The following is a 15,184-nucleotide window of genomic DNA, read 5'->3' on the forward strand; positions in this document are numbered from 1 at the left end:
GTATAATCATAACAATTACCATTTGTCGGAGTAACTAAATATTCAAATCAGATACATCAAGTTCTCCCGACATAAGTTTTGGAAGTAAACTATCCCTCAACTCTGACAATCTCTGATTCTCTATTTCATTTACTCCAATCAAATCATAAATAGGCGTAACCATAGAACAGAATTGTTCAATCACCTCCGATGGAGGTATCAGCACTTTAAAATCTAAAGTTGCCTTAGGAACAGCTCTCTGCCGGCTTCCAGTGGAACCTGTAACATGAGAACACAAATGGTTACTAAAATTATCACTATCCAAAATTGAAAAAATAAAATCTTTGTTCTTCTTGTTTTTTGCCTCAAATACAATAAACTCAGTTGAACAAACAGGCCTGTCACTTAAACACATTGGTCTCCAAATGCGTTTTATATCCGGATTAAGTTTTGAAATCATAACTGAATTTTTATTAAGTAAATACTTATTGCTCTTAATTCCTTCAGCTAGTTCAAATATTGGAAAATGATTTTCATCCAACGCAGGGATACTATAATGTTCAACTATCACATCAGGTTCTTTATCCGGTTTAAATGTGGTAGTCTTTATTTCTGCAATATCTCCAAGAACACCCTCTCCCCAATCTAACGGAACCATTCCGCCAAATTTTTCAAATGAAACAAACCACGATTCATATATAGCCTGTGCCTGCTCCGACAAATTCCTATTTATCCGATTATTAATGTCAATTTTTTTATCAATAACTGAAAAAAAAGAGGCAATCTTTTTTTGCTCATACAATGAGGGAAATTTAAACATCATTTTTTCCAGAATTGATACATATAAGTTTTTCTGAACACTTCCAACTGCTAGATCAAAAAATTCGTTCTGTCTACTCCTCAACAAATAAAAAACGAATTCAACATCTGCATTATTCTTTGGAATTATATTTATAGTAGCTCTATTTCCGCACATATAATCTTTAATTATTCCAAGTCGTCCTATTGTACCTGATTTAGTAATAACAATTGTATTAGGTTTAAAAAGCACAGCACTCTTTTTTGCGCTATTAAATCCTGCATCTGTAAGTGTTTGCGATGTACTATACACATAACCATTGTTAATATCTACTGCTCTACACCATTTTATATCTCCCCCAAAATATTCACTATGTCCTTTGGGTGGATTAACATATCCCTCTTGAAATTCACAATACTCGGATAATGTTTTTTCTTTCCAATTACTCATAATTCTCTTCTTCCTCTTTAACCTATATATCTCCTATGTGCATTCTTAACATTACTCTGTTTCACCATAGCATAATGCAATGTTGTATCTATCTTTTCATGCCCCAACAGCTTCTGAACCTGTTCAATCGGCATACCTTTATCTATTGCTGTCGTTGCCATTGTTCTTCTAAATTTATGCGGATGTACCTTATCAACCTGAATAGCTTTTCCCATTCTCTTAAGTCTCGATTCTACACCACCTATTTTTAGCCTATTATATGGATGCTTCAATCCAACAAAAAGTGCGGGATTATTATCTATTCTGTCATCCAAGTAATTCTGCAGATGTATCTTCGTCCTCGCATCAAAATATACGATTCGCTCCTTATCTCCCTTTCCCAATACAACACATTCTCTTTCGTTAAAATTTATATCTACCCGATTAAGTCTAACCAATTCCCCCACTCTCATTCCTGTTGATGCAAGTATATCAATCAATGCTAAGTCTCGTAACTCCGTACAGCTATCCCTTAACCGTTCCAAGTCTTCATCAGTATACGTTTCCTTTACAGAAGTCGTAGCTTTGACCCTATGTATACGTCTTACCGGGCTTTTCAGTATATAATTCTCATCCTCAAGCCAAGAAAAAAAGCTCGACAGATTCCTTCGTATATTATCTATTGTAACCTTGCTAACCATATTACTGTTTTGATACTCTGAAAGATATCCTCGCAAATCATCTGTCGTAACAGCCTTAATATTTTTTCCAATTGAAGCCAACATTTTATCTATTGTATTCTTATAAAATACCAGGGTTCTCTCCGAACATCCTTCAAGGCGTTTTGCTGCAATAAAACTATCAACCAACACTTCATCAGATTGATCCGTCCCAGTGCCACTCTTCAACATTGCCCCTTCTAACACATTCTTTAACAGCACTATCTGATCATTAGATAAATGCGGTATCATCTGACAAATTACTTCATTTATTATCTCTTGATTCATATCGAAATCCTCCTTCACTCATTACATTATCAGGAGGATATAATAAAAATACAAAACAAATAAAAATTTATCTTTTCAATTCAGTCTTTTTATAGCCATCATCAGCTTATGCATTACATGCTTTGCTCTTGGTTATGCCGTTGGCTCTAAGAGCAATGATAAGAAATAAGACAAAAAAGTAACCGCCCTGTCCTGACAAAACTTGGCGGTTACTTTTTTGTAATTGCAATATCAGGGCTAACCGTCTATCGGTAGCACCTCTTTACACTTATATTAGCATTCAACCGCTTTTATGTCAAATATATCGTTTTTATTGTTTGAGTATAATGTATTCTATTACCATTTGTCGGAGTAACTAAATATCCAAATCCGATACGTCAAGCTCGCCTGACATAAGTTTTGGAAGTAAGTTATCTCTTAATGTTGTCAACTTATCATTTTCCGTTCTCAATCTACGAATCTCCCTAAAAATAGGTTGAATCATTTCATCAAATTCAGTAATAGCTTCATAAGATGGTATTACCACTTCTACAGTTTTAAGATTTTGCTGGCTTATTTTTAGCTGAACAGCTCCTGTAACAATACTTTGAACATTTGTCAAACTAAATAGCAAATACAGCATCTCAACAGAAAATCCCTTTTCCCCAGTTATAACGTGTGCATGATTATTAGGCCAGAATTTTCCAAATACATACTGAAGAATAGGATATCCTTCTGTATCAATTACAGAACCATCTTCTCCAAGAAGTAAATAGATTCCATCGAAGATATAATTATCTACATAATCCATGATTGATGTAGCCCCGTAGTAAGGATATATCTTCTCCATATCATCTCTCTGCCTGCCAGACAGTGGCTTACGCTTTGAATCATGAAGTTCTATAATTTCCTCGACAGTGCCCAAATGCCAATCACCCGGCATCTCTCCTTCAAACGGTCCAAAATCTATAAACCATTCTTTATAAAGAATTTTTGCCTGCTCCGACAAATTCCTATTTATGCAACCAGTGCTAAATTCCTATTTATCGCAATATTATTTTTTCTTTTTCTCTCTAATTCTTCCAAAATACTAACAATCCTATTTTGCTGTTCTCTTGGAGGGATACTTATTTCCATATTTGCATATGTTTGAGCATTTATGTTTCCTCTTGTACTTCCTGTTAAATGCCCTTGTACCCACCCTTTATATTCATCTGACATGCAATAATATTTTATATACTTAGGATTCACCTTGCTTGAATCAATACTAAATTTTATTAGAAAACCTGCATATACCAATATTCCATCTGTTCCATCATAAAAATAATTCCGTCCAGTACTATTTCCAGTTCTTGCAAAAACAATATCATTCGGTTGCAGTAAATATCGTTCTGCATTTTTATCATTTATAGATTTTAAATTATTCACATTCAAAGTTCCATCATCATTTATATCCGTAATTCTCAAATATGTATATAAGTCTTCTGAATAATCAACAGCTGAAGCGCCTATACCATATTGACCTTTTCCTACTGTAAGGTCCCCCAAGGTTTTTTTTACAAAATCCATCAATTTATCTACCTTTTCTATCCTAACTATATTTTTAGATAAATACTACTAATATATATTTATGTATCCTCTTTATCCATAGAATTATTTACAATATTAATCCACATACTCATATCTCTCTTATAATCTTCTTCTGTATACATTTTTCTTTCACATCCTAACCATCTCAAATTTGAAATGCCTTTTTCTGTCAAAGCATAATTTCCTTCTATCTCTCCGTCTAGGGTAATTATTTGTGGTCCCCCTGACATTTCTGTTGGAATAAAGCAAGAACAATATCTAATTCCACATGGAGATTTTTGCATAATCAAATCTGCAAGTCTATTTGTTACCATATACAAATCTTTTTTCATACAACGGTGCAAATAAAATGGCGAATTATAATCATCCAAAATTCTCATTGGCGTTATCTCATCAAATCTAACTCTCAAGTTTTTTCTCTCATTTTCTGTCAGTTTAGAATCATTTTCTATTGCCATTGCCACCTTATGCAATACATGAGTCACTAAACTATTTGTCTTTAATAAAGACCCCACCTTAAATCCAGTTACACATTCGTATTTTGCAAGATAATATGAATCCCCAGGTTTCAGACCAATCTCTCTAGGTAACACAAATTCCATCGTTCCCAAATATAATATAGGTTTTCTATCGTAATTAAACCTCCCCCTTTTTACATATTTAGGAGGTGCCAACCACCATTCATTCTCATTTACCAAAGGAATCCCATTATATTTCCTTGCCCTATATAAAATTGTTCCTGCTGGAACAGTATACTCATTCCCTAGTACTGACATTCTTTCTTGGAAACTCAATCCAAAAAACCTTGCAAAAAATTCGTCTAGAGATTTACAATTCATTAAATCTTTTATGTTTTCTTCTTTCAAACAAGTCCCCCAAAAGTACAAATTGCAATAATCCTCAAATTATATTTTATATCCTAAAGCACCAAGTTTGCGCCTAATCTCATCCTCCAACTCATGACTCTTATCAAACAATTCAGACAGTTCCGATGTAAGCCTTGTCATCTTCTCCTCGAACGGCTCGCCATCATCCTCCTGCTCTTCTATTCCTACATATCTACCCGGAGTAAGTATGAAATCCTGTTTTTCAATCTCTGCAATATCTGCAACTGCACAGAATCCCTTCACATCTTCAAGAGTTCCATCGACAAATGCTGTATATGCATCTGCTATTTTCTGAATATCTTCATCTGTGAGCTCTCTGAGCTTGCGGCTAACCATCGTCCCCATCTTACGAGCATCTATGAACAAAGTTTTGCCAGACTGTTTTTTCTGTTTATTAAGGAACCACAATGATACCGGAATCTGAGTTGTGTAGAATAACTGAGTTGGCATAGCAACGATGCACTCTACCAAATCAGCATTTATTATATTCTTACGGATTTCTCCCTCTCCACCAGACTGTGATGACAGAGATCCATTTGCAAGAACCATACCTATCTTTCCTGACGGCGCAAGATGATATATCATATGCTCCAGCCATGCAAAGTTTGCATTTCCTGCCGGTGGCATTCCATACTTCCAACGTACATCATCTTTTAACTTATCCGCTCCCCAGTTTGAAAGGTTAAATGGCGGATTTGCCATGATGTAATCCGCGCGCAATGTTGGATGACGATCTTCAAGGAATGTATCTGCTGCATAAGATCCCAAATCAGGCTCTATTCCTCGTATAGCAAGATTCATCTGAGCCATCTTCCATGTCGTTGGATTGGAATCCTGACCATATATTGATATATCACTTATATTTCCACTATGCTTTTCTATGAACTTCGCCGACTGAACAAACATACCGCCTGATCCACATGCCGGATCATACACACGACCTTTGAATGGTTTGAGAACTTCCACGAGAGTACGCACAACACATGACGGAGTAAAGAATTCTCCTCCACGCTTGCCTTCCTGCTCGGCAAACATTGACAGACAATATTCATATGTTCGACCAAGGATGTCCTTCTCGTTCCCATGTTCAATCATCTGAATATTTGTAAATAAGTCTACTACATCCCCAAGGCGCCTCTTATCAAGCTCTGGTCTGGCAAAATTCTTAGGAAGAATATCCTTAAGTCTCTTATTTTCTTTCTCTATCGCTCGCATTGCATTATCTATTATTGTTCCTATCTCCGGAGTATGCGCATTTGCAGCTATATCCTTCCAACGTGCTCCTGCAGGTACAAAGAAGATACCTTCTGATGTATATTCATCTACATCTTCCTCAAATCCGTCTCCTTCTTCCACAAGTTCATTATATTTCTCATCGAATCTATCCGATATGTATTTCAAGAAAATCAGACCAAGCACAACACTTTTATACTCTGATGCATCCAGATTTCCACGAAGTACACATGCCGCATCCCAAATCTGTTTTTCAAAGCCTATTTCAGCAGTATTCTTATCAGCCATCTTCCCTCTCCTCCTATGCGCAAATTTTTATTTATCATGCTATAAATTATACACCACGGAATATCAAAAGCAAACAAATAAAACTCCCCAGGCTAGCCATTTATGAAGGGAAAATAACAGATATGGAACATCATATAAATGCAAATGAGCCATATGACAGTCAGGCACACATAGACGAACTCTCACGGATACCCGATGATTTCGACGACTTCAAATACAGTGCAGGCAGATTGCAGTTCTAATTGGTAATTTTGATTACCATTATAAAATAGTTTATACGATACAATTTTATCCAAAAGTCCTAATGCAATTGCTCCATTCTCTCCCTGAGCACTTCCTCCTCAGTGTATGTGTGCTTTCCAAGAAGTTTATCTCGTTTTCCGCCAAATGCCTTATTCAACTTGCCAAGATTGAATCCAACAAGGAATGCGGCAATAACAGTACCGGCGCCCACGCTTCCAAGACTATGTATGCAGATCAGACATGTTACGACCGACACAGCCACCATAGAACAGTCAAATCCGATCTTTACCTTTGAAAATTCAATGTGTGTGCCCTCTGAGACAGCCTGCATAACACCCTCCCCGGCAAGTGGGATAAGATTCGCCGGCAGATAAAAGAATATTCCGCCTGCTATGAATATGGTACTCACAAGCATCAAAACAACCCTGACAACTATGTTATCTGTTGATGGCAGAAATGTGGCAAGATAATTGCAGAATGTCGTGAAGTATCCAAATACTACTCCAACCACTATCTGAAGGAGATTTATCGGTTTGAAATTCTTTCGAAGTATAATGATCTGTATAAGCACCAATGCCGCATGGAATATGATCGTTGCCTTTCCCATCTCGATTCCCCATACACATGTCATCGTATATGGTATAGAGCTCACCGGTGACACTCCCAGATTGGATTTGACTGAAAGTGCTATTCCTATAGTCATAATAAACAGTCCAACAAAATACATTGGGATTCTTACCTTCATGTTCTTCATCTCTTACGTTCCTCTTTTCTGTTATCTTTTTCGCTGCCCTTCATATTGTCGTACACCCTTACAAGAAGTGACTGCAATTCTTCCGTCTCTTCCGCTGTAAATCCCCTCAGTGCCAAAGATTCAACTAAGTCAAACTTCTTATTGAGCATCTCCACATACTCTCTGCCCTTATCTGTCAAATACACGTACAGGGATCTTCTGTCCCCTGACTTTGTACTTCTCTGTATATAACCTTTATTCTCCATGCCACTCAACACAGCGGTTATCGATGCCGGCTCTATATGACATCCCGCCGCGATATCCTTCTGGCACGCCCCATCATGATCCTTCAGATAGTCCAGCACCTTGGGCTGTCCCATGGTGAGCTCTGTATCCTTTATCTGACTCAGCAATGCCTTCTGCACCATGAAATGATCCGCCATCAGCAGATAATGTATGGATTTTGTATGTTCGTCCATATGGATTCTCCTCTCCAGATAGTTATAATTCTAATTATTAGAATGCTAACGATATTATACACATATTTTTACCCATGTCAAATCGAACTTCGGTCACCTCCATACGCACAAAAAAGATCCGGGATCATATGAACCACCCCGGATCTCCAATTATTCTTTATTTTATTGAGCCTTTATTTCTTTATGACTGCTTTCTTTGACACTCCTCTTTTCAGAAGGATTGTCTTATAACTCTTAAGCTTCTTCGACGGAACCTTGACGGTCATCTTGGCGTATGTCCCTGTAAATGCACCAGATCCAACTGTTTTTCCTGTCATCTGTGTATTCTTTATCACTACTGTCCTGAGCTTCTTACATCCATAGAACGCCTTGGCACCTATAGTCTTGACGTTTTTGCCCAAGGTCACCTTTGTAACCTTTACATTCTTCTTGAACGCCGCTTTTCCTATCGCTGTGACCTTAAATGTCTTGCCACCAAGCTTTATAGTGTCAGGAACCACAACTGTCTTGGTCTTCTTGACAACAGATACGAGAGTTACCGTTCCCTTGCCATTCAGGGATGCATTTGTGATCTTGTACTTGTAATTTCCATTTGCATAGATCTTACCCACAGCCGCAGTTATGTCAAAATACTTTGTCTGTGTTCCACTGTAATTACCGATTCCCATTATCACAACTTTTGCCTTGCCAAAGTCTTTATTTGACGAATATGCAACTCTGTAATCCTTGCCCGCTGTGAGTGTCCGCTTACCGCTAGTCACCTTCACCGCTGGTGTTATAGCTTTGCCTGTATATACAGCCGACTTTGTGATTGTCACAGAGGCTTTACTTATCGCCTGCTTGTTTATTGCAAATGTAAAAGTCTTCGAGCCCTTATATCTGCCCTGACCTTTGACAACTACCTTTGCTGTACCGGCATTGGTATTGCTGCTATATGAAACTATATAGTCAGTTCCCGCATCAAGTGTTCTTCCACGTGATACAACCTTTACGGCCGGTCTTATCGCTGCGCCTGTATATGTAGTCTTGTACGAAGCATTTCCAGTTGCCGCAAATGTAATATTTGCATCAACGCTTATATCCACAACTATCCATGTCCATACAGCCTTAAATGTTATATCCTCTGATACAGCGCCGTATGCAGAATCAGCATTATAGCTTGTTCCGGCTTCATCCTGCCATGCCAGCGCATATCCAGCCCTCGATGTCTTGTAATCAGTACCATCAGACATGGTGATATTTATTTTCGACAGATCAAGAGTTGATCCCTTGTTTACAGATGACGCATACAACTGGTTGCCATTCTCATCTGTGAACACAACCTTTACCATGGTTACACTGTCGCCCTTGCTGTCTACCGGATCCTTGGAATAAATTGGATCTCCACCTATTGACACATCGCCATCAACAATGATCGTTCCATCATCTGACTTTACGCCAAATGAATTTCCACCGGTTGATCCGGATGCATCCGCCGTAACACTTCCACCAACCAGTTTGATAGAATTGTCTGCTGAGATTACCGACTCCCCATCGCCAAGTCCTGATGACTTTGCATCAACAGAGCCTCCTGTGATCTCCACATCCGATGCCGATATTGCCGAAGATACAGAATCTATGCTGTTGCTTCCACCTGCTATCTTCACAGTTCCCGCAGATTCGATTCCCTTACCATCGGACTTTATCTGTATGTTGTCTATCTCAAGATTTCCATCTGTCTTGATCGCAGACGCACCCGGGGTTGTCGCTGATATCTTGGAAGATGTATCCTTTCCAGATACCTTTACATCCGCTGCGTTACTGTTATCGCTGACGCATGTTATACCATCAGCAATCTTATTTTCTCCGCTTACCTTTATGACAAATGTTTCAGAATTGCCCGGACGAACCGTGATCTTCTTTACAGTAGCATTGTCCACGGTTATTCCACTTGCATTTCCGGTATCTACAATTACATCCTCACCATTTCCTGTGATCGTGTAATCCTTATTCTCGGTAAATGAAACTGATATGATTCCACCAGACTGTGATACCTTTACAGTTGGATTTTCCTCACTGTCTGTGAATGCTCCAACATATCTGCTGTCATTCAGTCTTCCGATGTCAATTACGAAAGGATCTGATAAAGGTGTAGTCACCTCAAGTGCCTGGCTGATCTGACCAGCCTTGACATTTGCAGTTTCTTTTACCCTGCCATATACATAATATGTAGTAAATTCCTTGAATCCGGTAAACTGAGCACCATTCTGCCATACAAGCTTTGATGCATCAGCATCCTTTTCACTGGATATTGCATACTCGATCTCACCCACTATACCTGACACCTTGCCGCTGACAGTCACCGCATCAGATGTTACTGATGTCTTTGTCACAGTGACAACTGCGGTATTTTCTCTCTTTGCCACTGTCGCCTTGAGTGTTATGTTCGCTGAGCCATTTGCTGATGATATAACCAGTGTATCGCTGTAGCTTCCGGCACCAAGTCCATTTACCGGTTTTACAACTACTGTTGTTTTATTTCCTGCAGAAATCTGCCCTGCCGGTGATGAAACGATCTGGAATGCCGTTCCATCCTTAAGCTTGGCCTTTACATCTGTAAGGGTTGTCTCCCCGGAGTTTGACAGTTCAATAGCTGCATGATTCGCATTTGAATAGCCATATACGAGGTCTGTCCATGACTTGTCAGCACTGCTACATGACAGCTTTCCAGGAGTGAGCACTTTGACAACACACGCCGCCTTTATTCCCGAGCCATCCTTAGCCGTAGCTGTGATAGTCGCCGTTCCGGCTGCGAGGGCTGTTATCTTGCCATTCTGTACGGATACCTTAGCCTTGTCTGAACTTGACCACACAAGGGATGTATCTTTTGCATCAGCAGGTGTTATCGTTGCCTTGATCTCATCACTGTCGCCCACATTAAGTGTTATGTATGTCTTGTCAAATGAGATTCCTGTAACCTTTACGGCTGGGGGCTCTGACGGAGTCTCTGTGTCTTTCTCAGACGTTGAACCCGTTGTTGATCCAGTTGAGCCAGTCGATCCGGTTGAGCCGGTTGAGCCAGTTGAAGGATCCTTCGTGTCGTCCTCTGTTGTCATGCCTCCACCTGACTCCCCGCTTATCGTCCTGAGCTCTGACGACACCTCGCTCTTTGGAACTACCTTCTGTGCTGCCTTCTCCTCATCTGTTCCGCTGTTCTTTACATACAGATAAAGTCCGGCTGCTGCACCCACAAGGCTTGCATTATAGTCCAGTGCAACCTCGTTCTGGTTATAATCTTCTGAGCTATCTACATAGGATGTACTCGAACCCGCCGGACCGCCAACCAAAGCGCCGACTAGTACATGTGCCTGCTTTGTATATGCATTTCCAGTTACAGAACCCTGATATCCGCTTGAGGCTCTGTGATGAGGGTACTTTGATGAATACTTGTTGTAACCTACAACGAAACACTTTGAACCAGCATTGTTGCCAAGTATGTACTTCATCTGACCATTTGCCCATGATGAATAATCAGTCTTTCCATATATCGTGTCATACATGAGACCTGTCATCTGATGAGCAGTGTTATATCTCGCTGATCCCCAGCTGTCTATCAGGCAGAAGTTGTTATCTCCTGACTGTGTCTTGCTTGCTATAAGTCCTGACTGGTTCTCTACAAACACACTCTTCTTTGATGAGTTAGGACTGTAAAGCAGAGCCGCCTGAGCCACATTGTTCCAGCAAAGAGCCCAGTTTGGATTTGTTCTGCCACCATATACATTATTGTATTTTGTTGCATATGTTGATTTACCTGTTGCCTTATACAGAAGAGCCGCCGCGAGGGCATAGTCATCTTCCCACGAATCTGAGTTATAGAAAGTTGATGCCGGACCCGAGCTGTTCTTCTTAGCCTTTGTATCCGCATATGTGAAGAGCTTCTCCGCATAGGAAAGTGCTTTCTTATCCTTGTAATTTATATAATATGCCGCAAGTGCCGCCGCTGTCTCTGAAACGATATCTGTACACGTATCCGAATCAGATGTAAATGTTGCCTGTCCACTTCTTGATGACTGCTTTTCCGGAGCTCCCCAGTATCCATGATCGACATTTCCATCACCGACCTGATAACAGAAAGCCTGAACCGAGCCATCACTTCCAAGGACTGTGCATCTCTCGAAATAAGCAACGAATCTGTCCATGATCCTCTTATAGTGTGCCTCTGTAGCAGTATCCGCAAATGCCTCGGCAAACTCCATGTGCGCAAGTCCTAGAACTGTAGCCGAATATGCCTGTGGCAGACCAAACTTGGCATGATCTCCCGCATCATGGTATCCACCGCTGACATCCACAGTCTTTCCATTATATGTTGTTTTTGCATCCTCAGTATGGCAGTTTGATCTCCAAGAAAACTCACTCTTTGCAGATACATCACTTCCGCACATATTCGCATCATAAAGATACAGTGACTCCTGAAGAAGCTTCGCATAGTTGTACTCAACATCCGTATTGATCTCACCTGTATTGTCCCCGGCTCCGCCAGATGATGATGAAAGTGAACCGATAAATGTGTCAAATGCACCTGACTGTGAGCTGTAGTACACCTTGACACCTGTTATAGACACACCGTTTGCCGTACCTGTGTAGCCAAGCTTTGAATAGCTCACGCTCGAACCTGCATTTACTGCACCTGACTTCTTGGATGTGTTTGGATATATGTACAGCTTTCCATCACTGAATACACCCTTGAGGGCTGACCAGCTGCTGTAATCCTTAACTGCAGTTACAGAGCCACTCACATCAGCCACCGCTATCCAGTCTGCTATGTATGAATTGCTCTTGTTATTTATCGTTATCTCTGTCTCGTAGTAGCCGTCTCCCTTGGCTGTTCCATCTCCATCAGCAAGACTTGCGGTTACGCTTGAACTTGTGTTTCCAATTGAATCAAGGTCCGCACTGCCTGATCCGCTGTCGCCTGAACCGCCTGACTCCCCTGATGAACCACCAGAGGTGCTCTTTGTTCCTGAGAGAACCGCTGACACGATCCTGAATTTGATCGTGCTGTTTTCCTGAAGATTGGCAACCTGTATTCCAAATGCCACCTTCTCCGTGCTTGTTGTGCTGATAGATGACAGATCAAGTACGGTCTCAAACTGACCGGTCTTGGACAGATCGATCCACTTGTCATTATTCGACCATGAAGATCCATATGACGCAAATGGCATAACTCCCGCATTCTGTCCACTTGCAGCGGTAAATGTGTCAACCGCATATGTGATCTTGAGCGTCTTATATCCCGCATCCGCAATAGCCTTCATGGATGCCAGATCTGATGAAGGCGAAAATCTGATCTCCGCCTTTCCATAATCACTCCACTCATCTGTTGCCGCAGTCACCGTCTTCCAGCCGGTGTCCGGTTTCAGATCCTTTGTGATGCTCTCCGCCTTAGCTGTGATCTCCGGCCAGGTTATACTGCCGATGATCATGCATAAGGTGAGAACATATGCCAGGATCCTGCTCGCTGCTTTCTTTCTCATTTTACTTTTCCTCCTTGTACTTCCTTTTTCCTCCTAAAAAATACCCTATTATTAAAAATATAGCACAGAAAACATCTTCTTGCGACCAAATAATCTGTCATTATTTATGCGCATAATTACCAATGTTTTCTGTGCTATTTTACCAATACTTTATTAGCAAGTATTCTTTTTGAAGTTTCTATGTCATTTGCCATCTGGGCCTTGAGCTCATCCAGGCTTCCAAATTTCTTCTCACCTCGGATCTGCTCGATAAGCTCCACCTTGATGACCTGTCCATATATGTTCCTGTCAAAGTCGAAGATATTCGTCTCTATGGTGATATTTCCCTTGTCGTTGACTGTAGGATTGTCTCCTATGTTGGTGATTCCCATATAGACTCTGAAAGGATCCTCATGTCCCGTATGCTTCCCCCGGATTATCCTGATCCTTGAAGCATACACACCAGCCGGCGGGTACAGCTTGCGCTCCTCCGGTAGCATATTCGCAGTCGGTATTCCTATTGTCCTTCCAAGCTGTTTACCGGACACCACTTCACCTGTCATACTGTACGGTCTGCCGAGCATCGGAATGACCGACCTCACATCTCCCTCAGAAATATTCTTCCTGATGACAGTTGAGCTGACCACCTCGTCATCCTGTTCCAGCTTGTCTATGACTATGACCTTATATCCATACTCGTCCGCATAGCTTCTGAGGGTATCCACATCGCCCTTTCTGTCTCTGCCGAATCTGTAATCGCTTCCAACCACGACATATCCGGCCCGCATCATGTCCACCAGAACATCTCTGATGAACGCCTTCGGCTCTGTAGCCGCAAATGCATCGTCAAACGGATATTCAACCAGGACGTCAACTCCGGTATCCGATACCACCTGTGCCTTCTCATCAGATGTGTATATGGTCTTCATATTGCTCACATCAAACACATGATTCTCCCTCATGTCAAATGTGAACACAACGCCCATATATCCCTGTCTCTGAAGCTTCAACACCTGCTCTATCAACAGCATGTGTCCCTGATGGATACCATCAAACTTGCCCAGGGCAACCGCCGTGCGCTCTGTGCTATTCAGTTTTACCTTCTTCGTGTCCTTTATATGAATCATAACTGTCTGTCCTTAATTGCTCACCGGAAACATCTTGAACGGCACATACTGCCTCTTCTCATCGCTGTATTCATACAGTGCCGCAAATCTTCCATTCTCATCGAACACCTTGACATAGGTATCCCTGTGTATCTTATTCTCGGCAAATGCATCCGCACTGAGCTTATTTCCATTTGCCAGAAGCTTAACACCCTTCTCAGCTATATGAAGCTCCGGTATATCCGGCATGAGCTTATCCGTTGTTAATATATGCTGCATGAGTGTCCCGTCATCCCTTGCCTTCTCCACCTCATCAAGCGTCAGACTTTCTTCTATAGTAAAGCCCTTCACCTCGGTTCTGACAAGCTTCTCCATCACAGCACCGCAGCCAAGCTTTTCTCCTATATCCCTGCACAGGCTTCTGATGTATGTTCCCTTGGAACAGCTCACATCAAATGTCACTCTCGGGAGTTCTACTGACTGTATAGTAATCCCATGTATCGTGACCGGTCTCGGATCCCTCTCAATGACCTGTCCGGCTCTTGCCAGTTCATAGAGCTTCTTACCATTCACCTTGATGGCTGAATACATCGGTGGGATCTGCATGTAATCGCCTACAAAACTCATCACCGCAGCCCTGACTGTCTTCTCATCAGGATATACATCTGTCACGTCTGTCATGACTCCTGTCACGTCTTCGGTGTCACTTGTCTTTCCGAGAAGCATGGTACATGTGTATGTCTTGTTCTTCTCAGTGAGCAGGTCGCACATCTTCGTAGCACTTCCCAGACACACAAGAAGAACTCCCTCCGCCATGGGATCGAGAGTTCCGGTATGACCTATCTTTTTCTGTTTTAATATACCACGGAGCTTTGCCACCACATCAAATGACGTGAACCCCTGCTCCTTATATATATTGATAAATCCATCTATCATAACT

11 protein-coding genes are annotated in these 15,184 nt (G+C 41.2%); all 11 read right to left on the bottom strand.

Annotation, left to right across the window (positions count from 1 at the left end):
- Positions 1 to 34: 34 nt before the first annotated feature.
- Positions 35 to 1,228, bottom strand: a complete 1,194-nt coding sequence (locus AB5150_RS05335; protein ID WP_368291449.1) for a restriction endonuclease subunit S — start codon at positions 1,226 to 1,228, stop codon at positions 35 to 37.
- 17 nt (positions 1,229 to 1,245) lie between these two features.
- Positions 1,246 to 2,214, bottom strand: coding sequence for a site-specific tyrosine recombinase/integron integrase (gene xerA, locus AB5150_RS05340; RefSeq protein ID WP_307741214.1), 969 nt, complete (start codon positions 2,212 to 2,214; stop codon positions 1,246 to 1,248).
- Positions 2,215 to 2,569: 355 nt separating this feature from the next.
- Positions 2,570 to 3,202, bottom strand: a complete 633-nt coding sequence (locus AB5150_RS05345; RefSeq protein ID WP_207643007.1) for a restriction endonuclease subunit S — start codon at positions 3,200 to 3,202, stop codon at positions 2,570 to 2,572.
- Positions 3,203 to 3,210: 8 nt separating this feature from the next.
- The gene (locus AB5150_RS05350) at positions 3,211 to 3,762 is read right to left on the bottom strand and encodes a restriction endonuclease subunit S (RefSeq protein WP_055144635.1); all 552 of its coding nucleotides are present in this window, start codon (positions 3,760 to 3,762) and stop codon (positions 3,211 to 3,213) included.
- Positions 3,763 to 3,821: 59 nt separating this feature from the next.
- The gene (locus AB5150_RS05355) at positions 3,822 to 4,649 is read right to left on the bottom strand and encodes a hypothetical protein (RefSeq protein ID WP_055144638.1); all 828 of its coding nucleotides are present in this window, start codon (positions 4,647 to 4,649) and stop codon (positions 3,822 to 3,824) included.
- 39 nt (positions 4,650 to 4,688) lie between these two features.
- Entirely contained in the window at positions 4,689 to 6,191 is a 1,503-nt protein-coding gene (locus AB5150_RS05360) for a type I restriction-modification system subunit M (RefSeq protein WP_368291450.1), read from the bottom strand.
- Between the two features lie 301 nt (positions 6,192 to 6,492).
- On the bottom strand, positions 6,493 to 7,188 hold the full coding sequence (locus AB5150_RS05365) for a YitT family protein (RefSeq protein ID WP_015534844.1): 696 nt from the start codon (positions 7,186 to 7,188) through the stop codon (positions 6,493 to 6,495).
- Entirely contained in the window at positions 7,185 to 7,646 is a 462-nt protein-coding gene (locus AB5150_RS05370; RefSeq protein WP_368291451.1) for a MarR family winged helix-turn-helix transcriptional regulator, read from the bottom strand. The genes AB5150_RS05365 and AB5150_RS05370 overlap by 4 nt, the downstream gene beginning before the upstream one ends.
- Before the next feature lie 173 nt (positions 7,647 to 7,819).
- On the bottom strand, positions 7,820 to 13,159 hold the full coding sequence (locus AB5150_RS05375) for a glycoside hydrolase family 9 protein (RefSeq protein ID WP_368291452.1): 5,340 nt from the start codon (positions 13,157 to 13,159) through the stop codon (positions 7,820 to 7,822).
- 134 nt (positions 13,160 to 13,293) lie between these two features.
- Positions 13,294 to 14,265: a bifunctional riboflavin kinase/FAD synthetase gene (locus AB5150_RS05380; protein ID WP_055273490.1), complete on the bottom strand. Its 972-nt coding sequence runs from the start codon at positions 14,263 to 14,265 to the stop codon at positions 13,294 to 13,296.
- Positions 14,266 to 14,277: 12 nt separating this feature from the next.
- Positions 14,278 to 15,180, bottom strand: a complete 903-nt coding sequence (gene truB / locus AB5150_RS05385) for a tRNA pseudouridine(55) synthase TruB (protein ID WP_055273491.1) — start codon at positions 15,178 to 15,180, stop codon at positions 14,278 to 14,280.
- Positions 15,181 to 15,184: the final 4 nt, after the last annotated feature.

It is taken from the genome of Coprococcus sp. RTP21281st1_F1_RTP21281_210402, assembly GCF_040915325.1.
Lineage (GTDB): Bacteria > Bacillota > Clostridia > Lachnospirales > Lachnospiraceae > Coprococcus > Coprococcus aceti.